The 25447-nt window shown below is 46.6% G+C and carries 24 protein-coding genes and 1 other annotated feature; of the genes, 23 read left to right on the top strand and 1 reads right to left on the bottom strand.

Annotated features, from left to right (window positions below; all coding sequences use genetic code 11):
- Positions 1 to 261: 261 nt before the first annotated feature.
- Genes radA through pssA form a run of 3 tightly spaced genes read left to right on the top strand, consistent with a single transcriptional unit; the run spans position 262 to position 3496 of the window.
- Positions 262 to 1629: a DNA repair protein RadA gene (gene radA / locus NST38_RS27110; RefSeq protein WP_036671578.1), complete on the top strand. Its 1368-nt coding sequence runs from the start codon at positions 262 to 264 to the stop codon at positions 1627 to 1629.
- A 13-nt stretch (positions 1630 to 1642) separates the two neighbouring features.
- Positions 1643 to 2719, top strand: a complete 1077-nt coding sequence (gene disA / locus NST38_RS27105) for a DNA integrity scanning diadenylate cyclase DisA (protein WP_036607144.1) — start codon at positions 1643 to 1645, stop codon at positions 2717 to 2719.
- A gap of 45 nt (positions 2720 to 2764) precedes the next feature.
- Positions 2765 to 3496 (top strand): CDP-diacylglycerol--serine O-phosphatidyltransferase, encoded by a 732-nt coding sequence (pssA, locus tag NST38_RS27100; RefSeq protein WP_017692048.1) that lies wholly within the window; start codon positions 2765 to 2767, stop codon positions 3494 to 3496.
- Between the two features lie 126 nt (positions 3497 to 3622).
- Here the strand turns inward: pssA and NST38_RS27095 are convergent, their stop codons facing one another.
- Positions 3623 to 4018 carry a hypothetical protein gene (locus NST38_RS27095; RefSeq protein ID WP_017692049.1) on the bottom strand — a complete coding sequence of 132 codons (396 nt, stop codon included), beginning with the start codon at positions 4016 to 4018 and terminating at the stop codon, positions 3623 to 3625.
- 173 nt (positions 4019 to 4191) lie between these two features.
- Between NST38_RS27095 and NST38_RS27090 the strand changes: the two genes are divergently transcribed.
- From NST38_RS27090 to rpoC, 20 genes are all read left to right on the top strand, one after another.
- Positions 4192 to 5277, top strand: a complete 1086-nt coding sequence (locus NST38_RS27090) for a PIN/TRAM domain-containing protein (RefSeq protein ID WP_047841132.1) — start codon at positions 4192 to 4194, stop codon at positions 5275 to 5277.
- A gap of 82 nt (positions 5278 to 5359) precedes the next feature.
- Positions 5360 to 6055, top strand: coding sequence for a 2-C-methyl-D-erythritol 4-phosphate cytidylyltransferase (ispD, locus tag NST38_RS27085; protein ID WP_339191204.1), 696 nt, complete (start codon positions 5360 to 5362; stop codon positions 6053 to 6055).
- On the top strand, positions 6052 to 6528 hold the full coding sequence (ispF, locus tag NST38_RS27080; protein ID WP_017692052.1) for a 2-C-methyl-D-erythritol 2,4-cyclodiphosphate synthase: 477 nt from the start codon (positions 6052 to 6054) through the stop codon (positions 6526 to 6528). The genes ispD and ispF overlap by 4 nt, the downstream gene beginning before the upstream one ends.
- A 32-nt stretch (positions 6529 to 6560) precedes the next feature.
- The gene (gene gltX, locus NST38_RS27075; protein WP_036607153.1) at positions 6561 to 8018 is read left to right on the top strand and encodes a glutamate--tRNA ligase; all 1458 of its coding nucleotides are present in this window, start codon (positions 6561 to 6563) and stop codon (positions 8016 to 8018) included.
- A 538-nt stretch (positions 8019 to 8556) separates the two neighbouring features.
- Positions 8557 to 9216, top strand: coding sequence for a serine O-acetyltransferase (gene cysE / locus NST38_RS27070; protein WP_036607155.1), 660 nt, complete (start codon positions 8557 to 8559; stop codon positions 9214 to 9216).
- 42 nt (positions 9217 to 9258) lie between these two features.
- Positions 9259 to 10659, top strand: a complete 1401-nt coding sequence (cysS, locus tag NST38_RS27065; RefSeq protein ID WP_341344191.1) for a cysteine--tRNA ligase — start codon at positions 9259 to 9261, stop codon at positions 10657 to 10659.
- Entirely contained in the window at positions 10656 to 11135 is a 480-nt protein-coding gene (locus NST38_RS27060; protein ID WP_036671576.1) for a Mini-ribonuclease 3, read from the top strand. Before cysS ends, NST38_RS27060 begins: the two co-directional genes overlap by 4 nt.
- 43 nt (positions 11136 to 11178) lie before the next feature.
- On the top strand, positions 11179 to 11925 hold the full coding sequence (rlmB, locus tag NST38_RS27055; RefSeq protein ID WP_017692057.1) for a 23S rRNA (guanosine(2251)-2'-O)-methyltransferase RlmB: 747 nt from the start codon (positions 11179 to 11181) through the stop codon (positions 11923 to 11925).
- A 5-nt stretch (positions 11926 to 11930) separates the two neighbouring features.
- Positions 11931 to 12452: an NYN domain-containing protein gene (locus NST38_RS27050; RefSeq protein WP_036607162.1), complete on the top strand. Its 522-nt coding sequence runs from the start codon at positions 11931 to 11933 to the stop codon at positions 12450 to 12452.
- A gap of 171 nt (positions 12453 to 12623) precedes the next feature.
- Positions 12624 to 13268: an RNA polymerase sporulation sigma factor SigH gene (sigH, locus tag NST38_RS27045; RefSeq protein WP_017692059.1), complete on the top strand. Its 645-nt coding sequence runs from the start codon at positions 12624 to 12626 to the stop codon at positions 13266 to 13268.
- Positions 13269 to 13572: 304 nt separating this feature from the next.
- Entirely contained in the window at positions 13573 to 13722 is a 150-nt protein-coding gene (gene rpmG, locus NST38_RS27040) for a 50S ribosomal protein L33 (protein ID WP_072735843.1), read from the top strand.
- Between the two features lie 17 nt (positions 13723 to 13739).
- Entirely contained in the window at positions 13740 to 13931 is a 192-nt protein-coding gene (gene secE / locus NST38_RS27035; protein ID WP_017692060.1) for a preprotein translocase subunit SecE, read from the top strand.
- A gap of 21 nt (positions 13932 to 13952) precedes the next feature.
- Positions 13953 to 14486 (top strand): transcription termination/antitermination protein NusG, encoded by a 534-nt coding sequence (nusG, locus tag NST38_RS27030; protein WP_036607165.1) that lies wholly within the window; start codon positions 13953 to 13955, stop codon positions 14484 to 14486.
- Between the two features lie 68 nt (positions 14487 to 14554).
- A complete protein-coding gene (gene rplK, locus NST38_RS27025) occupies positions 14555 to 14980 on the top strand; it encodes a 50S ribosomal protein L11 (protein ID WP_017692062.1) in 426 nt (141 codons plus the stop codon).
- 94 nt (positions 14981 to 15074) lie between these two features.
- Positions 15075 to 15767 carry a 50S ribosomal protein L1 gene (rplA, locus tag NST38_RS27020; protein ID WP_017692063.1) on the top strand — a complete coding sequence of 231 codons (693 nt, stop codon included), beginning with the start codon at positions 15075 to 15077 and terminating at the stop codon, positions 15765 to 15767.
- Positions 15768 to 15835: 68 nt separating this feature from the next.
- Positions 15836 to 15982 (top strand) — a sequence feature (ribosomal protein L10 leader region).
- A 24-nt stretch (positions 15983 to 16006) separates the two neighbouring features.
- A complete protein-coding gene (rplJ, locus tag NST38_RS27015; RefSeq protein WP_047841127.1) occupies positions 16007 to 16510 on the top strand; it encodes a 50S ribosomal protein L10 in 504 nt (167 codons plus the stop codon).
- Positions 16511 to 16582: 72 nt separating this feature from the next.
- A complete protein-coding gene (gene rplL, locus NST38_RS27010; RefSeq protein WP_017692065.1) occupies positions 16583 to 16942 on the top strand; it encodes a 50S ribosomal protein L7/L12 in 360 nt (119 codons plus the stop codon).
- A 96-nt stretch (positions 16943 to 17038) separates the two neighbouring features.
- The gene (locus NST38_RS27005; protein ID WP_036671575.1) at positions 17039 to 17659 is read left to right on the top strand and encodes a class I SAM-dependent methyltransferase; all 621 of its coding nucleotides are present in this window, start codon (positions 17039 to 17041) and stop codon (positions 17657 to 17659) included.
- Positions 17660 to 18053: 394 nt separating this feature from the next.
- A complete protein-coding gene (gene rpoB, locus NST38_RS27000; RefSeq protein ID WP_036671573.1) occupies positions 18054 to 21599 on the top strand; it encodes a DNA-directed RNA polymerase subunit beta in 3546 nt (1181 codons plus the stop codon).
- A gap of 113 nt (positions 21600 to 21712) precedes the next feature.
- Complete coding sequence (rpoC, locus tag NST38_RS26995; RefSeq protein ID WP_036607173.1) at positions 21713 to 25327, top strand: DNA-directed RNA polymerase subunit beta'; 3615 nt, start codon at positions 21713 to 21715, stop codon at positions 25325 to 25327.
- The last annotated feature ends 120 nt before the right edge of the window (positions 25328 to 25447 follow it).

Genomic DNA, 25447 nt, shown 5'->3' with positions numbered 1-25447 from the left:
CTTTGGAGTTAAACTTCAGCTTGTATTGATCCATAATCCTTAATCAAATCCTTCTCGGCTTCGGCCGGGGAGGATTTTTTGCACTTTGGACAGAAGACGGACATGATTATGTCAGGAACATGTGTAAAGTTTGCGATAATCCTTTACGAAAAATCTCAAACAATGGTAAACTTTTAGTAACCCTGCACGTCAGGGAGTTTGGGTGAAATTCGTCGAATAATGCAAAATGCTGTTATAAAACTAAATTATAGGAGTGCTGAAGTGGCCAAAGTTAAAACCAAGTTTCAATGTACGGAATGCGGCTATGAAGCCCCCAAGTGGTACGGTAAGTGTCCGGGTTGTCAGTCATGGAATTCAATGGTGGAAGAAACAGAGACGGTGGTCAAAACACAAGGGAGAAATTCTCCTCTGTTTGACAGTAAAGATAAACCGCTTCCTATCATAGATATAGATAGCGGTCAGGAACCGCGTGTACAGACTGGAATCGGAGAGTTGAACCGAGTATTGGGTGGTGGAATCGTTCCGGGTTCACTCGTTCTGGTGGGCGGAGATCCGGGTATCGGTAAATCAACGTTGATGTTGCAGACGTCCCATGCTTTGACGCATTCGGGTTTGCGTGTGTTATATGTTTCCGGTGAGGAATCAGTCAAGCAAACCAAATTGCGGGCCGACCGTCTCGGGGCACTCTCTGCCGAGTTGTATGTACTGTGTGAAACCAATATGGAACGTGTAGAGGAAGCGGTGGATCAGATCCAGCCGCATTTTCTGGTCATCGACTCCATTCAGACGGTATATCTTCCCGAAGTTACCAGTGCGCCTGGTAGTGTTGCACAGGTAAGGGAATGTACGTCAAGGTTCATGCGGATTGCCAAAGGCAGAGGCATTGCAACGGTTCTTGTGGGGCATGTTACCAAAGAAGGTGCCATTGCTGGTCCACGTATGTTAGAACATATGGTGGATTGCGTGCTTTATTTTGAAGGAGAACGGCATCATACGTATCGCCTGCTGCGTGCGGTGAAGAACCGTTTTGGTTCCACCAATGAGATTGGCATTTTTGAAATGGGCGAGGATGGACTTCGTGAGGTGGGCAATCCGTCCGAACTCTTTTTGTCGGAACGTCCACTGGGTGTAGCAGGTTCAACGGTAGTTGCCAGTATGGAGGGGACACGTCCTCTGCTCGTGGAATTACAGGCGTTGATCTCGACGACCCATTTTCCTTCTCCTCGCCGTATGGCAACAGGGGTAGATCTGCATCGATTAAATCTGATCATTGCAGTGCTGGAGAAACGGATGGGCATGTTTTTACAGACCCAGGATGCATACTTAAATGTAGCTGGAGGAGTAAGGCTGGATGAGCCCGCTGTAGACTTGGCGGTTGCTGTTAGCATTGCATCCAGTTTGAGAGATGTACCGACCAAGCCAGACGACGTCATCTTTGGCGAGATCGGTCTGACAGGTGAAGTTCGAGCCGTATCACGGGCCGAACAACGAGTGAAGGAAGCCGCAAAGCTGGGCTTCAAACGAGTCATTTTACCAGAAAAAAGCTTAAAGGGCTGGAAACATCCTCGCGGGATACAACTGATCGGTGTGAATACCGTGGCAGATGCACTAGCGGTTGCTTTAGATTAGGGGGCATAACAAGATGAAAGATATGAGCCAACTGGATAATATGAATGAGTTGTTAAGGCTGATCGCACCAGGTACACCTTTCCGCGAAGGTCTGGAAAATGTGCTGCGCGCCAAGACGGGCGCACTGCTTGTTGTAGGATACAGCCCTGAAGTAATGGAAGTGGTGGATGGGGGATTCTCAATTAACTGTGATTTCTCCCCAAACTATCTGTACGAACTCGCCAAGATGGATGGAGCCATTATTCTTAGCGAGGATTTGAAGCGTATTCTTTACGCCAATACCCAGTTAATCCCGGATTCATCTATCTCTTCATCAGAGACGGGGATTCGTCACCGGACGGCAGAGCGTGTAGCAAAGCAAACGGGTAAATTGGTCGTATCCATATCGCAGCGCCGGAATATCATTACCTTGTATCAGGGAACACTTCGTTATTCCCTCAAGGAAATCGGGGTTATTTTGACCAAAGCGAATCAAGCGATCCAAACCCTGGAGAAATACAAAGCGGTATTAACACAGTCCCTTACGAATCTGAGTGCTTCGGAATTTGAGGAATTAGTAACGATTCCTGAAGTGGTTAATGTGATTCAGCGTACCGAAATGGTGATGCGGATCAAAACGGAAATCCAACGGTACATTCATGAACTCGGGAATGAGGGACGACTCATTTCCATGCAAATGGAAGAACTTGTGGGTACAACGGAAGAAGAAGCCTGGTTATTGTATAAAGACTATGCCCGTGACGACAGTGATGACAAAATCCGTGAAATTATCGTGGGACTGAAAAGATTGTCGGACGATGAGTTGCTGGATGCACATCATATTGTCCGTCTTCTCGGCTATCCATCATCAGCGGCTACTTCTGAGGATTCGGTTGCCCCTCGTGGATTCCGGGTATTAAATAAGATCCCCCGCCTGCCCAATGTCATTATCCATAATCTGGTGGATCAATTCGAACAATTGCCTCATGTTATTATGGCTACAATTGAAGAACTGGACGAAGTGGACGGTATTGGTGAAGTTCGTGCCCGGACCATTAAGGAAGGCCTCAAACGTTTGCAGGAGCAAATGTTTATCGACAGACAGATGTAAGGGTTTGCCTATATAAAGGCTTGAAATGGATGAGGTGAAACAACGATGCTAACCAGATTCATTCCGAATCTCTTTACCCTGGGTAATCTGTTTCTTGGAATGATGGCAATTTTGCTTGCGATTGATGGAAATTACAGTTTGGCTGCCATTATGGTCATTGTAGCGATGCTGCTGGATGGTTTGGATGGCCGAGTGGCACGTGCACTTAATGCCCAAAGTGAATTCGGCAAGGAACTGGATTCCTTGTCTGACATGGTTTCCTTTGGTGCAGCACCAGCCCTGATCATATTTATGGTGTCGTTTCAAGATTCAATGCCGATTCTCGCCTGGATCGCAACAGCGGCTTTTCCGATCTGTGGAGCCATTCGTCTTGCTCGATTTAATGTTCGTCCGGGAATTCCCGGGTACTTCACAGGTCTGCCGATACCGGCAGCCGGCGGGGTACTGGCCACACTGTCCTTGTTCAATAAGGATATTGGCCCGGTTAGCATGATGATTGCTACGTTGCTGTTATCGTATCTGATGGTGAGTTCGCTTAAATATCCCAATTTCAAAAAGGTTGGTTTGCCACGCAAGGCAATCTGGATTGCACCATGGGTTGTGTTATTTGCCATAGCTGTAGCCGTTATTTTCCCAGAGCAGTTATCCAAATTGATCTTTATTCCGCTGGTGTTATACGCCTTGTATGGAATGAAGCATAATGTGCGAACAGCAGCCTCGCGTAGTCGGGCGAAAAAGCGCAAGGATGAGAAATCTTCCCGTCCTTCCGATCGTTAAGTCGCCTTGGGGACAGACACTATACAAAGAAAGCACGTACTCTCCTGAACTGGAGAATGCGTGCTTTTTGTTTATTCAGATCTATTTACGGTAAAAGAAACCCTTACGGACGACATACATATCTTCTTACGACAGATTAAACATCCCTAACGTTGAACACTTCTGTGATTCGTGATTTACGACCTCTTCCATGTTAATGTCCAGCAGGTTGCAGAGAGCCGACATGTAGAACAGGTTCCGCCCTAGTTCAGAGCTGATGACCTCTCTGCAGTTCTCACACAACTCACCTTCCACATGCGTTTCCAGCAGGCCCTTGGTTTGAGCGATATCGCTCTCCGGGGCATATTTCTGCTTGGTGGCGTGCAGCTCGATGCAGCCGCATTCGGTAATGGCTTTGGACACGGCACGGTTAACAGACGCTCCGGCTTGTCCCGTTTTGGACAGTACATCAATCAGGCTGCGATGACGCAACAACAGTTCAGAAACTTGATCCTGGAAAGCCTGTAAACTTAGCGTACTCATTTTGCCACTCACCTCGGGATATGAATTGAATTCATTATATGCCAATAATTTACCTACTTTCAACTGACGATTGCAACATTTCCAAAAAGTTCTTCCAGATGGGATTAGCAATTCAGGAATTGGATCATACTGGATATAAAGATCAAGATACATTGAAGGAGGTGCAGGGACTAATGTGGAAAAAAGGCATTTTAACTTTTACAGGATTGTGCGGTGCATGGTTCGGCTACACGGCATATCATCTGGCAGGAAAATCGGTCCCATGGATGGCGGAGTGGATTCAGTCAGCAGGATTACTGGGAGCTGGTATATCGACGCTGCTGGGAGCTGTAATGTTTATGGCTGTATGTAATATTGGTGGAACATTGATGGCAGACAGGCTGCATAGTGGAATTGACTCATTGGCAAAAGTACCTATGAACGAATTGGCTGCAGGTGCTGCAGGTACAGTTGCAGGATTGCTCGTGGCCTTGTTGCTCTACCCTGTTGTGGGATGGATGGGGACGGCAGGAGAAGTGCTGCAAGTGGCGCTGACGGTGATTAGTGCTTATTCCGGTTATACCCTTGCCATGGCGAAGAAAGACGATCTGGGGGCCTTCTGGATGTCTGGACGATGGGGTCATCCCGAGGTGGACGAGGATAGACGGATGGAAGAACATAAAATTCTGGATACCAGTGTTATTATCGATGGGCGTATCGCTGATATATGCAAAACCGGATTTATTGAAGGCACGATCGTAATTCCGGAATTTGTTCTGGAGGAGTTACAGCATATTGCTGATTCATCGGATCTGCTCAAGCGGAACAGAGGACGGCGTGGACTGGACATTTTGAACAAAATACAGAAGGAACTTGATGTAAAAGTCCTGATCTACGAGGGGGATTTCGAGGAAATCTCCGAGGTGGACAGCAAACTGGTTAAACTGGCTAAAGTGCTTCAGGGTAAAGTGGTCACCAATGACTTTAACCTGAACAAAGTGTGCGAACTCCAGGGTGTATCTGTGTTGAACATTAATGATCTCGCCAATGCGGTTAAGCCAGTCGTTCTGCCAGGTGAGGAGATCATGGTGCAGATCATCAAGGATGGCAAGGAGCATGGTCAAGGTGTAGCCTATCTGGATGATGGCACAATGATCGTTGTGGAGGGCGGACGCGAGTATATCGGCATGATGATGGAAGTGCTGGTGACCAGTGTGTTGCAGACTTCAGCGGGACGAATGATTTTTGCCAAGCCGAAACTGTTGGAAAAAGCCCAATAAAGCGGTATGATGGGTAGTGTATCGTTGAATGATATTGTATATCTTTGGACGATAAACTGACAGACAAGGCAGGGATTGCGGCATGGATAAAGGGTGGGGCGTTGTCATTGTGGCAGCAGGTCGCGGAACCCGGATGGGGACGACCGAGAGCAAACAGTTTCTGTTGCTGCAGGACAAGCCCGTTTTCATACATACGCTTGAGGTATTTGCTGTGCTGGACGAGATCCGCGAGATGGTGCTGGTCACAGGAACCGCAGATGTTGAACGCTGCCAGGATTGGGTAAAAGAATACCAACTGGATTCACGTGTCCGTGTTATCCCCGGAGGGAAAGAGAGACAACATTCTGTCCATAAAGGCCTTGAGGCACTTGGGACGGATTGGGTTCTCGTTCACGACGGGGTACGTCCTTTTGTGAACCATGAGCAGATCAAGGGATGCATGGCGGCCGCCTTATCCGGTGGTGGAGCAGCTGTGCTAGCGGTTCCCGTGAAGGATACGATCAAACAAGTGAATGCGGAAGGAGTCGTTACGGCGACGCCAGACCGCAGCAGTCTGTGGAGCATTCAAACCCCGCAGGCTTTTCGTCTTTCTTCCCTGCTCTCCGCCTACGAATCAGCTGAGCAGGACGGATTTCTGGGAACAGATGATGCCATGCTGGCTGAACGTCAGGGAATGTCGGTCAAGGTTGTGGAAGGCAATTATACCAATATCAAATTAACAACGCCGGAAGATTTGAAATATGCTGCGTTTTTGCTGGGGGGAGAGAAGAAGCGATGATACGTGTAGGACAGGGATTTGATGTACATCAGCTGGTAGAGGGACGCCCGTGTATTATTGGCGGAGTAACGATTCCTTATGAAAAAGGTCTGCTGGGTCACTCGGACGCAGACGTGCTGTTGCACGCGATCAGTGATGCCATTTTGGGTGCACTGGCACTTGGGGATATTGGCAAGCACTTCCCGGATACCGATCCGGAATTCAAAGATGCGGACAGTCTGAAATTGCTGGAGCATGTATGGCAGCTTGTGAAGGATCGCGGGTATAAGCTAGGGAATATCGATTCAACGATTATTGCCCAGAAGCCAAAGATGGCTCCTTATATCCCACAGATGGCTGAGGTTATTGCCAAGGCACTGGAAGCGGATGTAACGCAGGTGAACGTGAAAGCAACAACGACAGAGCAACTGGGATTCCCGGGACGGGGAGAGGGCATTGCCGCTCAATCCGTTGTTTGCCTTGTACGTGTGTGATATCATCATCAATTAGTGACGGAGGGGATCATATGAGCACGGATATTCGTGTGCGTTACGCGCCGAGCCCAACGGGACACCTGCATATCGGGAATGCCCGTACGGCGTTGTTTAACTATTTATATGCCAAACATAATAACGGTAAATTCATTATTCGTATTGAAGATACGGACGTGAAACGGAATATTGCCGGTGGTGAAGAAAGCCAACTGAAATACCTGAAATGGCTCGGAATTGAGTGGGACGAAAGTATTGACGTGGGCGGAGAATACGGACCATACCGTCAAACGGAACGTCTGGACCTCTATCGTAAATATACGCAGGAATTGCTGGATAAAGGTCTGGCTTACCGTTGCTTCTGCACGGAAGAAGAATTGGAGCAAGAGCGCGAGGAACAGTCAGCACGTGGAGAAACACCGCGTTATTCTGGCAAACACCGTGACCTGACTCCAGAGCAAATTAGTGCGTTTGAAGCGGAAGGCCGCGTAGCGAGTATTCGTTTCCGTGTGCCGGAAGAGCGCACATATACGTTTGATGATATGGTTAAAGGCACAATCTCGTTCAACAGCAAGGAATCCGGTGATTTCGTCATTGTGAAAAAAGACGGCATTCCCACATACAACTATGCCGTTGCTGTGGATGATCACTTGATGAAGATCTCCCACGTCCTGCGTGGGGAAGATCACATCTCGAACACGCCGCGTCAACTGATGATCTATGAAGCGCTTGGCTGGGAGCCACCGCAATTCGGTCATATGACGTTGATCGTGAATGAAAATCACAAGAAGCTGAGTAAACGGGATGAGTCCGTTATCCAGTTTATTGAGCAGTATGATCAGCTCGGCTATTTGCCTGAAGCGATGTTTAACTTTATTTCCTTACTCGGCTGGTCGCCGGAAGGGGAAGAAGAGATCTTCTCGCAAGAGCAACTGATCTCCATTTTTGATACGAAACGTCTGTCCAAGAGCCCTGCGGTATTTGATACCCACAAGCTGGCGCACTTGAACAACCACTATATCAAACATGCTGACCCGGAACGTATTGCCGAAATGGCCATTCCCCATCTGCAAAAGGCGGGACGTATTTCTTCCGAGCTGTCTGCTGAACAAAAAGAATGGGCTTATACGCTGGTACACCTGTACCAAGAGCAGATGAATTCTGCCTCCGATATTGTCGAATTGTCGGAAGTATTCTTCCGTTCCAATCTGGAGCTTGAAAGTGAAGGAGAAGCAGTGCTTGCGGAGGAGCAGGTGCCAACTGTACTGAAGGCATTTGCGGATAAAGTACAGGCGAGCGAAGAGTTTACTCCAAGCAAAATGGCTGCATTGATCAAGGAAGTACAGAAAGAAACCGGCTTTAAGGGCAAACAGCTCTTTATGCCAATTCGTGTAGCCTTGACTGGACAGACACATGGACGGGATCTGAACCAAACGATCGTGCTTCTGGGTCGTGATACGGTGATCGAACGTTTGCTTGCACAAGTAAAATAATCTTAGTCGAAGACATTCCGTTTATTTGGAATCTGAACACAGTCCTACGATGGATGGATTACGTAGGAGGCTGTTGTCAGTCTGAGGCCTTTTCGCTATAATAACAACACAACGAATAATTGATATGATGTATCTAATAGAACAGCAAAGATCGGGAGGAGTAGACTGACCCGGACAGATTCAGAGAGGATGGTCCCGTAGCAAAGAGAGATTTCTTTGGATGCGGTGGCTGTGAACCATCCACTGTCCATCAGTCGAAATGCGCCCGTGAGCTGCACAGCCGAATCCGGCCCCGCCTTTGTCGATCATGACATGGGAAAACGTTAGGATAGGTTGTGACGATTGGTTTCCGTTACCAAACCGCTTGAGGGCTCATTCTATTTAAGAATGGACCGAGCAGAGTGGGACCGCGATAAACGCCTCTGCAGCTAAATGCTGCAGGGGCGTTTTTTTGTTTAGGCGAGTGTGCAGTACACTACCAAGGAACGCGCCGTCCGGTAAGCCGGAGGACGGGAACCTGAACAAGAGGGGAACGAGAATGTTCAAGAAGATCAGATCAGATATCCAGGCGGTGTTTGAAAACGATCCGGCGGCCCGAGGTTGGTTTGAGGTGGTATTCACCTACTCAGGGCTGCATGCGATATGGGCACACCGGATCGCTCATTTTTTATACAAGCGAAGATGGTTCTCGGTTGCCCGGTTCATTTCGCAGGTTAGCCGTTTTATGACAGGAATTGAGATACATCCTGGAGCTACGATCGGAAATCGGTTGTTTATTGACCACGGAATGGGCGTCGTTATTGGAGAAACATGTGAGATTGGCGATGATGTCGTTATCTATCAGGGGGTTACCCTGGGCGGAACAGGGAAAGAAAAAGGAAAGAGACATCCGACCATTGGTAATAATGTGGTTATCTCATCCGGAGCCAAGGTGCTGGGTTCATTTAGCGTGGGGGATCAATGTAACATTGGTGCGAACTCTGTTGTGCTTAAGGAGGTCCCTTCCAATAGTACCGTAGTAGGTATACCGGGCAGAATTGTTAAACAGGATGGCCGACGGGTAGATCGCCTCAGTCAGCAATTGCCCGATCCGGTCGTTGACTCCTTGCGCGGTATGCAAAAAGAACTCGAACGATTGCAAGAAGAAGTACGTACACTGCAAAATGCCCGTGAAAATGAGACTGTGCGTGATACGTGATACAATAAATAAAGGCAGTATAGGATGAAAGGATAAGTGACCATGACGCTTCAGATTTATAATACGATGAGTCGTACCAAAGAGGAATTTGTTCCTCAAGAGCCAGGGAAAGTAAAAATGTATGTCTGCGGACCAACGGTATATGACTACATTCATATCGGGAATGCACGCCCGGTTATCTTTTTCGACACGGTTCGTGGATACCTGGAACAGACAGGGCATGATGTGAACTATGTGGTGAACTTCACGGATGTGGACGATAAGTTGATTCGCAAAGCAGAACAACTTGGAACAGACGTTCCTCACGTGGCTGAGAAGTTTATTGCTGCCTATTATGAAGACATTGAGGGATTGGGTATTCCCAAGGCAAGCAGCAATCCGAGAGTAACGGAAAACATGCCGCTGATCATTGATTTTATCCGTGAGCTGGTTGAAAAAGGATTTGCGTATGAAAATGGCGGTGACGTCTATTATCGCACAGGCAAATTCAGCGAATATGGCAAACTTTCGAAACAAAACCTGCAGGAGCTGCAATTTGGAATCCGTGTGGGTGTGGACGAGCGCAAAGAGCATCCCGAAGATTTTGTGCTCTGGAAGGCTGCCAAACCAGGTGAGATCTATTGGTCCAGTCCTTGGGGCGATGGTCGACCAGGCTGGCATATTGAGTGCTCCGCCATGGCTAGGGAGTACCTTGGGGATACACTGGACATTCACGGGGGCGGACAGGATTTGCAGTTCCCGCACCATGAGTGCGAATGCGCCCAATCCGAGGTATTAACAGGTAAACCACTTGCGAACTACTGGATGCATAATGGATTCATCCGGATTGATAACGAGAAGATGTCGAAATCACTCGGTAATGGTGTTCTGGTTAAAGACTTGCGGAATCAATATAAACGCGAAGCGATTCGTTATTTCATGTTGTCTACCCACTATCGCAATCCATTGAACTTCACGGATGATACGATGGAGCAGGCACAGAACAGTGTGGACCGGATTGCAAATGCGGTAGGTAACCTGAACCATCGTCTGAATGCAGTAACTGTTGATCAGGACATCACAGCAGAGTTTGCGGCAAGACTCGACCAAATTCGTCAGCAGTATCACGAGAAGATGAAGGATGATTTCAATACTCCTGATGCAATTACTGCGATGTTTGAGTGGGCAGGGGAAGCCAACCAACTGTTGCAGCAAGAAGTGGTTAATGCGGCAGACATTCGTGCACTCCTCGAATTGTTCAGTGAATTGAATGCTGTACTGCGCATTTATACTGACGCAGAGCCAGAACTTCTGGATGAGGAAGTAGAACGTCTGATTGAAGAGCGTGTAGAAGCGCGCAAGTCCAAAAACTGGGCAAGAGCGGATGAAATTCGTGATGAATTGTCTGCACGTGGCATTCTGCTTGAAGATACGGCGCAGGGCATGAGATGGCGGCGCAAATGAGCGAAGGACATCCAAATACACCAAAACAACGGGACCAGGTCACAGAGGGAGGGTGGTTCCCTTATCCTCCTTCCAGACCTGCGAGGTTGATTCCACCTATTGCACTGGCCTATATTGGTGATGCGGTATATGAGGTAGCTGTTCGTCAATATCTGTTGTCGAAGGCAAACATGCGTCCCAATCATTTGCACCGTAGTGCAACCGGGTTGGTATCAGCGAAGGCACAGAGCCGCATACTTACAACGATTGAGGATGAACTGACAGAGGAAGAACGGGATATCGTCCGGCAAGGGCGGAATGCCAAGTCGGGTAGTGTACCCAAAAATGCAGATGTATTGGAGTACAGACATGCTACGGCTTTTGAATGTCTCATTGGTTACCTCTATAGCAGTGGTCATCATGATCGCATGATTGAACTGATCGGGCTTGGCATTGAGCACGCGGAACAACAATCGCCATCACCGACAAAAAAATAGAAATTTCAACAAAACAACGCATTACAGAGAGGATCGAACAACGATGGAAGAAGAATGGATCGCCGGTAAACACTCCGTGACGGAGGCGCTGCGTTCAGGCCGGACCATTAATAAAATATGGATTGCCGATACAGCACAGAAACATCTGACTCAACCTATTATCTCGGAAGCTAAAAAACTAGGTATTGTCATTCAACACGTGGACAAGCGTAAGCTGGATCAAACGGTACCAGGCATTCAGCATCAGGGGGTAGTTGCTCAAGCAGCACCTTACGCTTATGTGGAGGTAGAAGACATTCTTGCCGCAGCAAAAGCGAAGAATGAGCATCCTTTCCTGATTCTGCTGGATGAGATTGAAGATCCTCATAACCTGGGGTCTATTTTGCGGACAGCAGATTGCACGGGTGCGCATGGCGTCATTGTACCGAAACGTCGCTCGGCAGCGGTAACCGTGACAGTATCCAAAACATCAGCAGGTGCTGTGGAGTACGTGCCAGTGGCTCGTGTAAGTAATCTTGGTCAGACCATCGATCGCCTCAAAGAGGAAGGTGTATGGGTTGTAGGGACAGATGTCACCGCTCACGAAGGTGTCTTTGGTAATGGAGTCTTTACTGGCCCTGTGGCATTGGTAATCGGAAATGAGAACAAGGGAATGGGACGACTTATTCGTGAGAAATGCGATGTGCTGATCAAACTACCAATGCAAGGTCAGATTAATTCCCTGAATGCTTCCGTGGCAGCCGGGGTTGTCATGTACGAAGTGCTCCGCTCGCGTCAAGCGCAGGAATAGAAGGTATGGCTGATTCCCGTGATGTGCTTCTTGTAGACGGGTACAACATGATTGGCGACTGGCCGGAATTAACCAAACTGGCGGAAAGTGGGCTCGAAGAGGCACGTAACAGGCTTCTCTTTCGTCTTGCAGACTACCAGGCTTTCTCCGGCCGTCGAGTCATTGTTGTGTTTGACGCCTACCTCGTGCCTGGACTCGGTAAATCCTTTACTCAGAGCAAAGTGCAGATCTATTTTACAAAGGAAAAAGAGACGGCAGACGAATGCATTGAGAGACTCGTTCGGGAACTAAGCATGCGAAGACGCCAAATCTATGTGGCTACGAGCGATATGGTAGAGCAACATGTCATTTTTGGACAGGGAGCGCTACGTGTATCTGCAAGGGAGTTGCTAATTGAAGTTGAGCAGAACGAAAAAGAATTAAAAAAACGACTGGAAGAAGATCAGGCGAAGACCACGCGTAACACACTCGGGGGTAAGTTAAGTCCCGATGTATTGAAAGAGTTTGAGCGATGGCGCCGGGAATAACAGCACGTTTTTACAAAATTTAGAATATTGAAACTCTTGACATTTATGTTATTGATGTTCTTTTTTAGGCAGAGCGTGGTTGACGGTGTGAGGTACCATCATATATACTGATCCTATATTTCATAGAGTAGAGTAACGGGGTACCTTGCGTTGCAGCCGGAGGGATTGTCTGTGAGTGTCGACCTCAAAGATATCATGTTATCTAAGTATGATTACCAAAGTGACGAAGACATTGTCGAAGCTTTCCGTGAAGGCGAAAGCGAAGCGTTAGAGTTTCTAATTAACAAATATCGTAACTTTGTACGCGCCAAGGCAAGATCTTATTTTCTGATTGGGGCAGACCGGGAAGATATTATTCAAGAAGGAATGATTGGCCTCTACAAATCCATTCGAGATTTCAAAGGGGACAAACTGGCTTCGTTCAAGGCTTTTGCCGAACTGTGTATTACAAGACAGATCATCACGGCGATTAAGACAGCAACACGTCAGAAACATATTCCGCTTAATTCTTATGTATCTCTGGACAAGCCTATTTATGACGAAGAGTCTGATCGTACGTTACTCGATGTGATTTGTGGAACCCAGGTCAGTGATCCGGAAGAACTTATCATCAATCAGGAAGAGTTTGTGGGCCTGGAAGATAAAATGTCCGAGATTCTGAGTGATCTGGAACGTAAAGTATTGATGTTGTATCTGGACGGGAGATCTTATCAAGAGATTGCAGTAGATTTGGACAGACATGTGAAGTCCATTGATAATGCACTTCAGCGCGTCAAGCGCAAACTTGAAAAGTACCTGGAAGTTCGAGATAATTAAACACATGTTGTCGTTGACGGAAAAGGCTCGGTGTTTGAGTCTTTTTTTAGTGTCTCAAGTTTATAAAATCTAAGAATGTTTATACTAGTAATCGCTCGGTCCAAGCAGGAGAAGAGAAAAACAGAGATGAGAAACGAATGTACGTTGTAAGGAAGTAATACCCAATGAATGAAAGACTATTCTTTCATTGACATGGTTATACCCTTGTGATAAAGTGTTTTAGGTAGGCCTAAATTTATGGCTTTTTTTCAGGATCAATTTAGAGACTCTGCTTGAATGTGGAAGTCTTCGGGAGGTGTACATCATGCGGGTAATTATTACTTTGGCTTGTACTAACTGCAAACAAAGAAATTACACTACGACAAAAAACAAGCGTAATCACCCCGACCGCATGGAGATGAAGAAATTTTGCAAGTTTTGTAACGAGCAGACTTCTCATCGCGAAACCAGATAGTTTTTGGAGGTGTCGGCGTGAAACGAAGTTTCAAATCTCTGATTTCCTTTTTCTCAGAAAGCTGGGCTGAACTTAAAAAAGTTCGCTGGCCTAATCGTAAAGAGCTGACCAACTACACATTGATCGTACTTGGTACTGTTGTGGTTATGACGCTGTTTTTTTGGGTCATTGACATTGGCATCTCCTTTGTGATCGAAGCGATTATTTAAGAAGGGTTCCGGTGGCTTGATATGGAAAAAAGATGGTACGTCGTTCATACCTATTCAGGGTATGAGAACAAGGTCAAAGCCAATTTGGAAAAACGCGTAGAGTCTATGGGCATGGAAGACAAGATATTCCGCGTTCTTGTTCCTATGGAAGAAGAAGTGGTAAACAAGGACGGTAAGAAAAAAACCGTTATGCGTAAAGTTTACCCCGGTTATGTCTTGGTGGAAATGGTACAGACGGATGATTCTTGGTATGTTGTTCGCAACACACCAGGGGTTACAGGATTTGTCGGTTCGACAGGTTCTGGGTCCAAACCAACTGCATTGTTGCCTGAAGAAGTGGAACAAATTCTGAAGCACATGGGAATGGTTGAACCTAAGCCGAAAATTGAGTTCGATATTAAGGAATCCGTGCGTATTAAAGTCGGTCCTTTTGCGAATTTCGTAGGCTCCGTGGAAGAGATTTTGGTAGAGAAAAGCAAGTTGAAAGTGCACGTGAACATGTTTGGACGGGAAACACCGCTTGAGTTGGAATACACGCAAGTGGAGAAGATATAGTTTCTTCAAGTTTCTTGTGGGAGGGTTGAAAAACCCGTTAACCACTATTTTGCAAGGAGGTGTCAATCATGGCGAAAAAAGTTATTAAAATGGTAAAACTGCAGATTCCAGCAGGTAAAGCAAACCCAGCACCACCAGTCGGTCCAGCTTTGGGTCAAGCAGGTGTCAACATCATGGCATTCTGTAAAGAATTCAACGCTCGTACAGCTGATCAAGCGGGATTGATTATTCCAGTTGAAATTTCTGTATTCGAGGACCGTTCCTTTACTTTCATCACTAAAACTCCACCAGCAGCAGTTCTGTTGAAAGTGGCAGCTAAAGTTGAAAAAGGATCAGGCGAACCGAATAAGAAAAAAGTTGCTACTGTTAAACGTGATGCGGTACGTCAAATCGCAGAAACAAAAATGCCTGACCTGAATGCAGCAGACGTTGAGTCCGCTATGCGTATGGTCGAAGGTACTGCCCGCAGCATGGGTATCACCATCGAAGACTAATTTTCATAAGAAACATGGCTTCGTAAAACCGGTCGATTCGCGACCGGTTGATGTGGGAGGTATATCCGCTAACACCACAAAGGAGGAATAAAACATGGCTAAACACGGTAAAAAATACCTGGAAGCTGCTAAGCTGATTGACAGCGAAGCAACTTACGAGCCTTCAGAAGCTGTAGAGCTTGTGAAAAAGGCAGCTACTGCAAAATTCGATGAAACAATCGAAGCAGCAGTTCGTTTGGGTGTAGACCCTCGTAAGCAAGACCAGGCTGTACGTGGTGTTGTTGTCTTGCCACACGGTACAGGTAAAACACAACGCGTATTGGTATTTGCAAAAGGTGACAAAGCGAAAGAAGCGGAAGCGGCTGGCGCGGACTATGTTGGTGATGCAGACATGATCAACAAAATCCAACAAGGCTGGTTCGAATTCGACGTCTGCGTAGCGACACCAGATATGATGAGTGAAGTAGGTAAATTGGGCCGACTGCTCGGCGGTAAAGGTCTGATGCCTAACCCTAAAGCCGGAACGGTAACTTTCGATGTAACTAAGGCTGTTCAAGAAATTAAAGCCGGTAAAATCGAATATCGTCTGGATCGTGCAGGTCAAATTCATGCACCGATTGGTAAAGCTTCTTTCTCTTCTGAGCAACTTAATGAGAACTTCAAAGCTCTCATGGAAGCTCTGAATCGTGCTAAACCAGCGGCAGCAAAAGGTGTTTATCTGAAGAATGTTAGTCTTTCTTCCACGATGGGCCCTGGCGCACGCGTGAACGCAGCAGCTTTTAGATAATATCTCTTGACAGGTTTGTCCTGTTTTTGATAAGATATAAAAGTTGTGAGTCCGAGTGACTGACCGTTGACATTTGAATATGCTTGCCGTAGACAGTAGGTGCCATTTGGCTTAATTTCCTGCCGAGGTGTGATTATAGAACTTAGAACGATGCAAATCGATGATGAGTATATATCAAGCCTTCGTGATTCTACGGAGGCTTTTCTTAATGGGATAAATTTGATCAGGAGGTGTACAGATTGGCAAACGCAAAAGTGATTCAAGCAAAACAAGAATCCGTTGATGCAGTAACAGCAAAATTGCGCGAGAGCGTTACAACTGTTGTTGTTGACTATCGCGGATTGAACGTTGCCCAAGTAACTGAGTTGCGTAAGCAACTTCGTGAAGCAGGGATCGAATTCCAAGTGCTGAAAAACTCGTTGCTTCGCCGTGCAGCAGCAGCAGCAGAACTGACAGAACTTGAAAATGTTCTTACAGGTCCTACTGCAATTGCATTCAGCGTAGATGACGTTGTGGCTCCAGCTAAAATTCTGAACGACTTCGCGAAAAAGAACGATGCGCTGGAATTGAAAGGTGCAGTCGTAGAAGGTCGCGTAATCGGAGTAGAAGAAGTTAAGGCATTGGCAGAACTGCCATCCCGCGATGGACTCCTCTCCATGCTCCTCAGCGTGCTTCAAGCGCCAGTGCGCAACTTCGCGCTTGCGGTTAAAGCAGTTGCAGAAAAAGAAGAACAAGGCGCGTAAGCAACTTGATCTGAATGCTGCTTAGGCGGCAAATGAATTTAAAAAAATAATATTATATATGGAGGTTCACTCATGAGTAAAGAGCAAATCTTGGAAGCAATCAAAGGCATGACTGTACTGGAATTGAACGATCTTGTTAAAGCAATCGAAGAAGAATTCGGCGTAACTGCTGCAGCTCCAGTAGCTGCTGCAGGTGCAGTAGCTTCTGCTGAAGCTGAGCAATCCGAGTTCGACGTAATCTTGACTAGCGCTGGTGCTTCCAAAATCAACGTTATCAAAGCAGTTCGCGAAATCACAGGTCTTGGCCTGAAAGAAGCAAAAGAATTGGTTGACAACGCTCCAAAAGCATTGAAAGAAAAAGTTGCTAAAGAAGAAGCAGAAGCGGTTAAAGCTAAGCTTGAAGAAGCAGGCGCTTCAGTTGAAGTTAAATAATTTAGCTATTACAAGCTAAATGAACAAAACAACAAACCCCTTGACTTATATCAAGGGGTTTGTTGCTGTAATTGTAGATGGAAAGTGAGTGAGGGCATGTCCAATCATTATTATTCGGACAAACCACAAGTGGCGCATGATCGCAGAGCAACTGAAGTGGTTCTTCGCGGATTCAGTCTGCGATTCGTGACGGATGCCGGTGTGTTTTCCAAAAACGGAATCGATTATGGCAGCAGAGTATTGATTGATGCGATAGAGTTGCCATCAGGGGCTCATGTTCTCGATGTGGGCTGTGGATACGGGCCAATGGGTCTTACAGCAGCCAAACTTGTACCGGATGGGCATGTCACCATGATCGATATCAACGAGAGAGCCGTTGAACTTTCCAGGGAAAATGCAAAAGCGAACGGAATTAACAATGTTACGGTATTGCAAAGTAATCTACTGGCTGAAGTAAAAAAGCAAGATTTTGACGTTATCCTAACCAACCCGCCTATACGGGCTGGGAAAGAGACGGTTCATACTATTTTCGAACAGGCACATCGCCATCTGAAGGTAGGCGGTTCGTTGTGGATTGTCATTCAGAAGAAACAAGGAGCCCCGTCAGCGAAAGCAAAATTGGAATCTTTGTTTGGAAGAGTGGAAGAAGTGACGAAGGATAAAGGCTATCGGATTTTCAAAGCGGTGAAATCGGAAGAGGTATCTACTAAAAGCTGAATCCGAGTTTGTAAAGTAAGCAGGGGATCATTTTTTTTGCAATAGGACTATTGACTTGAAATTCAGGTCGTGGTATAGTTGTAAAATGTCAGTATTAAGATGCCCTACTTGGCTTTAGCTAACTAAAAATGTCAACCTTTTTTTACGCCGAACGGGCTTATTATGCCTACGTTTGGCGTATAATATGTACATTTTGGGCAAACTGGGGATAAGAATGATTTGGAAAGACATCCGCCGATCAAAGTTGCTCTTTTTTCGAACGACATTTCGAGTAAGGGCTTTTCTTTATTTGTGGATGCATTGCTTTGCTCTGTATGTGTACCATTATAAGGTTACAAACAGAGGTTCGCAACGAAATTTTTAAAGTGAGTAGACATTGAGGGGTGAGTTTAAGTTGGCAGGACATCTTGTTCAATATGGTCGACGCACTCGGCGCAGTTATGCACGAATTAACGAGATACTCGAAGTTCCGAACCTGATTGAAATCCAACAAAAATCCTATGATTGGTTTTTGGAGGAAGGGTTGCGCGAAATGTTCCAGGATATCTCGCCGATCCAGGATTTTACAGGTAACTTGATTTTGGAATTTATCGATTACAGTCTCGGTGAACCGAAGTATACAGTAGACGACGCAAAAGAGCGTGACGTTACGTATGCAGCACCGCTTCGGGTCAAAGTCCGGCTCATTAATAAGGAAACCGGCGAAGTCAAAGAGCAGGAAGTATTCATGGGAGATTTCCCGCTGATGACCAACACGGGCACATTTATTATTAATGGTGCGGAACGGGTTATTGTCAGCCAGTTGGTTCGCTCTCCTAGCGTTTACTTCAGTACCAAAGTAGATAAAAACGCCAAAAAAACGTATACCGCTACAGTTATTCCTAACCGCGGCGCTTGGTTGGAACTGGAGATGGACGCGAAGGATGTTGTTTATGTCCGGATCGACCGTACACGTAAAATACCGGTTACGGTTCTCCTGCGTTCACTTGGTTTTGGCACAGATGCTGAGATTCTGGATCTGCTCGGTAATGACGAATATATCCGCAACACACTGGACAAAGACAACACGGATTCCACGGAGAAAGCACTCATTGAGATCTATGAGCGTCTTCGTCCGGGCGAGCCTCCAACGCTTGATAATGCGAAAAGCTTGCTCGTAGCACGTTTCTTTGATCCAAAACGTTATGACCTGGCTAATGTAGGTCGTTACAAAATGAACAAAAAGCTTCACATCAAAAACCGTTTGTTTAACCAACGTTTGGCTGAATCACTTGTTGACGCTGAAACAGGCGAGATTATTGCTGAAGCGGGTCAAATGGTGGATCGTCGCTTGTTGGATGAAATCATGCCGTATCTGGAGAAGAGCGTTGGTTTCCGCACGTATCACGTGGGTAACGGTGTTCTGGATGCTAATGATGTTCCTATGCAAACGATCGATGTATTTTCACCAACAGAAGATGGCAAAGTAGTCAAACTGATTGCCAATGGAATCATTGACAAGTCCGTTAAAAACGTGACGCCGGCGGATATCATTTCGTCCATCAGTTATTTCCTTAACCTTCTGCAGGGAATTGGTAGCACGGATGATATTGACCATCTGGGTAACCGTCGTTTGCGTTCGGTGGGTGAACTCCTGCAGAATCAGTTCCGTATCGGTTTGTCCCGTATGGAGCGTGTGGTTCGTGAGAGAATGTCCATTCAGGATGCTAACGTAATTACACCACAGGCATTGATCAACATACGTCCTGTTATTGCATCGATTAAAGAGTTCTTTGGTAGCTCTCAGTTGTCACAATTTATGGATCAAACGAACCCGCTGGGTGAGTTGACACATAAACGTCGTTTGTCCGCACTCGGACCCGGTGGTTTGACACGTGAGCGCGCAGGTATGGAAGTGCGTGACGTCCATCCATCCCACTATGGCCGTATGTGTCCAATCGAGACGCCAGAGGGACCAAACATCGGTTTGATCAACTCCTTGTCTACGTTCGCCCGTGTGAATGAATATGGCTTCATTGAAGCTCCATATCGTTGGGTTGATCCGAAGACAGGTATTGTAACCGAGCAAATTGATTACCTGACAGCGGACGAAGAGGACAACTATGTTATCGCGCAAGCGAATGCGAAGCTGAATGAAGATAGTACATTTGAAGAAGAAGCGATCATTGTACGTTATAACAAACAGTCGGATAACATCCTTACGATGCCGAGTGAGCGCGTTGACTACATGGACGTATCTCCTAAGCAAGTTGTATCCGTCGCTACAGCGCTTATTCCGTTCCTTGAGAACGATGACTCCAACCGTGCGCTCATGGGATCAAACATGCAGCGGCAGGCCGTTCCACTTTTGATTCCTAAAGCACCACTTGTGGGAACAGGTATGGAACACAAAGCCGCGAAAGATTCCGGTGTATGTATTGTCTCCGATTATGACGGAATTATTGAACGATCTACTGCGAACGAGATTTGGGTCCGTCGTGTTGAAGAAGTGGACGGTCAGGAAGTTAAAGGCGATATCGTTAAATATAAATTACACAAATTTATGCGTTCGAACCAAGGAACATGCATTAACCAGCGTCCGATTGTTAAAAGAGGTGCCGCTGTCAAAGCTGGCGATATCCTCGCTGATGGTCCTTCAACGGAAATGGGTGAATTGGCTCTGGGACGTAACGTTGTTGTTGCCTTCATGACTTGGGAAGGTTACAACTACGAGGATGCGATCTTGCTCAGTGAAAAACTCGTTAAGGAAGATGTATACACATCCATCCATATCGAGGAGTATGAGTCAGAAGCACGTGATACCAAACTCGGACCTGAAGAGATCACACGTGACATCCCTAACGTTGGGGAAGAAGCGTTGCGTAACTTGGATGAGCGCGGTATTATCCGCATCGGTGCTGAGATCAGTGCTGGCGACATTCTGGTTGGTAAAGTAACACCTAAGGGTGTAACAGAGCTGACAGCAGAAGAACGTCTCTTGCATGCGATCTTTGGTGAGAAAGCACGTGAAGTACGTGATACTTCCTTGCGTGTACCACATGGTACTGATGGTATCGTAGTAGACGTGAAAGTATTTACCCGCGAAAACGGTGATGAGTTGCCTCCAGGTGTTAACCAACTCGTTCGTGTATATATCGCTCAAAAACGGAAAATTTCCGAGGGTGATAAAATGGCTGGACGTCACGGTAACAAAGGGGTCGTGGCCCGCATCTTGCCGGAAGAAGATATGCCTTTCCTGCCAGACGGTACACCGGTTCAGATCGTTCTTAACCCACTGGGCGTACCTTCCCGGATGAATATCGGTCAAGTACTCGAGGTTCACTTGGGTATGGCGGCGATGCAACTGGGTATTCACGTAGCAACTCCTGTATTCGACGGAGCGAAGGAGTATGACGTCTTCGATACGATGGAAGAAGCAGGTATGCAACGTAATGGTAAAACTGTCCTGTATGATGGTCGTACAGGTGAAGAGTTTGAACGTGAAGTTACCGTAGGTGTCATGCACATGATCAAACTGGCACACATGGTTGATGATAAAATCCATGCCCGTTCCACGGGTCCTTACTCACTTGTTACGCAACAGCCATTGGGTGGTAAAGCTCAATTTGGTGGACAGCGCTTCGGGGAGATGGAAGTATGGGCGCTTGAGGCATACGGTGCTGCTTATACACTGCAAGAAATCTTGACTGTTAAATCCGATGACGTTGTTGGTCGGGTTAAAACGTATGAATCCATTGTCAAAGGTGAGAATGTTCCGGAACCAGGTGTTCCTGAATCATTCAAAGTATTGATCAAAGAGCTGCAAAGCTTGGGTATGGACGTTAAGATTTTGAGTGAAGATGAGCAAGAGATTGAAATGAGAGAAATGGACGATGAAGATGACGCTGCGAGCGATAAGCTCAGCCTCAACCTTGAGGGTACAGAGGTCGGAGCGGAATAAACCGCTTCGAGCGCATGATGACCGGCGTTTTTCATCAGGCTCACGTCTTGCTCCGGCTTCGGCCGGAGTGGGCGTAACCTAGATTACAGGAATTGGTTAAGGAGGGTTGCTCCTTGTTGGACGTCAACAATTTCGAATACATGAAGATCGGGCTTGCTTCCCCAGAGAAAATTCGTTCTTGGTCCCGCGGAGAAGTGAAAAAACCGGAAACGATCAACTATCGTACGTTGAAACCGGAAAAAGAAGGGCTGTTCTGCGAAAAGATTTTTGGCCCTACAAAAGACTGGGAATGTCATTGCGGTAAATACAAACGCGTCCGTTATAAAGGCGTTGTCTGTGATCGTTGTGGCGTTGAAGTAACACGTGCGAAAGTACGCCGCGAACGGATGGGCCACATTGAGCTCGCTGCTCCGGTATCGCATATCTGGTACTTCAAAGGTATTCCGAGCCGTATGGGTCTTGCTCTGGATATGTCTCCAAGATCTCTTGAAGAGATTATTTATTTTGCATCATATGTTGTAACTGATCCAGGAGAAACTCCACTGGAGAAAAAACAGCTGTTGTCCGAGAAAGAATACCGCAGCTACCGTGAAAAATACGGCTATGGTTTCCATGCTGGCATGGGCGCAGAAGCGGTTAAAAAATTGCTTCAAGACCTTGACATAGACAAAGAGCTCGAGTTCCTGAAAGAAGAGCTCCGGACTGCGCAAGGACAACGTCGTAATCGTGCAATCAAACGTCTGGAAGTTATCGAAGCATTCCGCAACTCCGGCAACAAGCCAGAGTGGATGATCATGGATGTACTTCCTGTTATCCCGCCGGAACTTCGTCCAATGGTACAGTTGGATGGTGGACGTTTTGCAACGTCTGACCTGAATGACTTGTACCGCCGTGTAATCAACCGGAATAACCGTCTGAAACGTCTGCTTGATCTGGGCGCGCCGGATATTATCGTGCAAAATGAAAAACGGATGTTGCAGGAAGCTGTTGATGCATTGATCGATAATGGTCGTCGTGGACGCCCGGTAACGGGTCCTGGTAACCGTCCATTGAAATCTCTCAGCCACATGCTGAAAGGTAAACAAGGACGTTTCCGTCAAAACTTGCTCGGTAAACGGGTTGACTATTCTGGTCGTTCCGTTATCGTTGTCGGACCTTACCTGAAAATGTATCAGTGTGGTCTGCCAAAAGATATGGCACTTGAATTGTTCAAGCCTTTTGTTATGAAAGAGCTTGTAAATAAAGGGCTTGCCCACAACATCAAGAGCGCAAAACGTAAAGTTGAGCGTGTAAGTCCTGAAGTATGGGATGTTCTTGAAGAAGTAATCAAGGAGCATCCGGTTCTGTTGAACCGTGCCCCTACGCTTCACAGACTCGGTATTCAAGCATTTGAACCGATTCTCGTTGAAGGTAAAGCAATTCGTCTTCACCCGCTCGTATGTACGGCATACAATGCCGACTTTGACGGTGACCAAATGGCCGTGCACGTTCCGTTGTCCGCTGAAGCTCAAGCGGAAGCACGTATCCTGATGCTTGCATCGGGTAACATTTTGAACCCGAAAGACGGTAAACCGGTTGTTACTCCTTCCCAGGATATGGTGCTTGGTTCTTACTACCTCACTATGGATAACAAGGAAGAAAAGGGCACAGGTATGATCTTGCGTACAGTTAACGAAGCTGTATCGGCATACCAACGTGGTACTGCTGGTCTGCATGCGCGTGTAGCTATTCCTGTTAAGGCGCTTGGTAAAACAAGCTTCACGGAAGAACAACAAGAAGGAATGTTGCTGACAACTGTCGGTAAAATTATCTTCAATGAAATTTTCCCGGCAAGCTTCCCGTATATCAATGATGCGACTCGTGCTAACCTGTACCAAGGTACTGCAGATCACTCATTTGTATATGAAAAAGGTGCTGATCTCAGAGAAGCTATTATGAATGCTCCTCTGGCTGGCGGTGTCGGTAAAGAATACCTCGGCTCCATCATTGCACGTTGTTTTGAAATTTATCACACAACGGAAACAGCCGTTATTTTGGATAAAATCAAACAACTTGGTTTCACATACTCTACACGTGCCGGTATTACGGTTGCGGTATCTGATGTTATCGTTCCTCCTGAGAAGTTTGAAATTCTTAGACAATCTGAGGAAAAAGCACAAATCGTTACGAATCAGTACCGTCGTGGTCTGATTACGAATGAGGAGCGCTATGACCGTATCATTGATATCTGGTCAAAATCCAAAGATGACATCACTGAGATTCTGATGAAGTCCATGGATCGTTACAACTCGATCATGATGATGGTAGACTCCAAAGCACGGGGTAACAAATCGCAAATCACCCAATTGGGCGGTATGCGTGGTCTGATGGCCAACCCATCTGGTCGAATTATCGAACTCCCAATCAAATCGAACTTCCGTGAAGGTCTGACGGTACTCGAGTACTTTATCTCCACTCACGGAGCGCGTAAAGGTTTGGCGGATACAGCCCTGCGTACAGCCGATTCAGGTTACCTGACTCGTCGTCTCGTAGACGTAGCCCAAGACGTAATCGTGCGTGATGATGATTGTGGTACAGATAAAGGCTTTACGGTAAGTCGTATCCAGGATGGTAAAGAGGTTATCGAAGATCTCTACGACCGTATTGAAGGCAGATACTGCTTCGAGACACTTCGTCATCCGGAAACGAAAGAAATCATTGTAGGTCGCAATGAATTGATTGACTCCGATAAAGCAGAAGCGATTATCAAAGCAGGTATTACTAAATTGCAAATCCGCTCCGTCCTCAGCTGCCGTGCAAGTCATGGTGTCTGCAAGAAGTGTTATGGTCGCAACCTCGCGACTGGTAAACACGTGGAGATCGGTGAAGCAGTTGGTATTATCGCAGCACAGTCCATTGGTGAGCCAGGAACACAGCTTACAATGCGTACGTTCCATACCGGTGGTGTAGCCGGAGACGATATTACGCAAGGTTTGCCACGTATCCAGGAGTTGTTCGAAGCTCGTAATCCTAAGGGTCAAGCAACGATCAGTGAAATCGATGGTGTGGTTAAAGAGATTCGCGAAGCGAAAGATCGTCGTGAAATCGAAATTCAAGGTGAAGCGGAATCCAAAGTATACGCCGTTACCTACGGTTCCCGTGTGCGCGTAAGCGAAGGCGCGGAAGTTGAAGCGGGTGACGAGTTGACAGACGGTTCCATTGATCCAAAAGAGATGTTACGGATTAAAGGTATACGTGGTGTACAAAACTACATTCTGCAGGAAGTACAACGCGTATATCGTAACCAAGGCGTAGAAATTAACGATAAGCACGTTGAAGTTATGATCCGTCAAATGCTGCGTAAAATCCGTATCGTAGATGCAGGAGATACAACGCTGTTGCCAGGATCGTTCGTGGATATGCATGAGTACGAAAGAGCTAACAAAATTGCGATTCTTAGTGATAAAGAGCCGGCGGTTGCTAAACCAATCCTGCTCGGTATTACGAAAGCATCCCTGGAAACAGACTCCTTCCTCTCGGCGGCTTCGTTCCAAGAAACTACACGTGTATTGACAGATGCAGCGATCAAAGGTAAAGTCGATCAGTTGCTCGGTCTGAAGGAAAATGTAATCATCGGTAAATTGATTCCTGCAGGTACAGGTATGCACCGTTACCGCAGCATCAAATTTGCTGAGCCAGAAGATGGCCAATCTTCAGTAGAAGAACTTGAGCCAGTTTCGGTTGATTAAATATATTTCTCCTCATTAGAGGAGAGTGAAAGTTTTGTGCGTCAGGAGACGGACGTTTGTATGATACAGGCGGACGAATCCTGATGCACGTAAACTTTTAAAAAATGTTTTAGGATTAGC

Source organism: Paenibacillus sp. FSL H8-0104, from assembly GCF_038050215.1.
In the GTDB taxonomy this organism is placed as follows: Bacteria; Bacillota; Bacilli; order Paenibacillales; family Paenibacillaceae; genus Paenibacillus; species Paenibacillus amylolyticus.
This window is presented reverse-complemented; position numbering and strand designations above follow the sequence as displayed.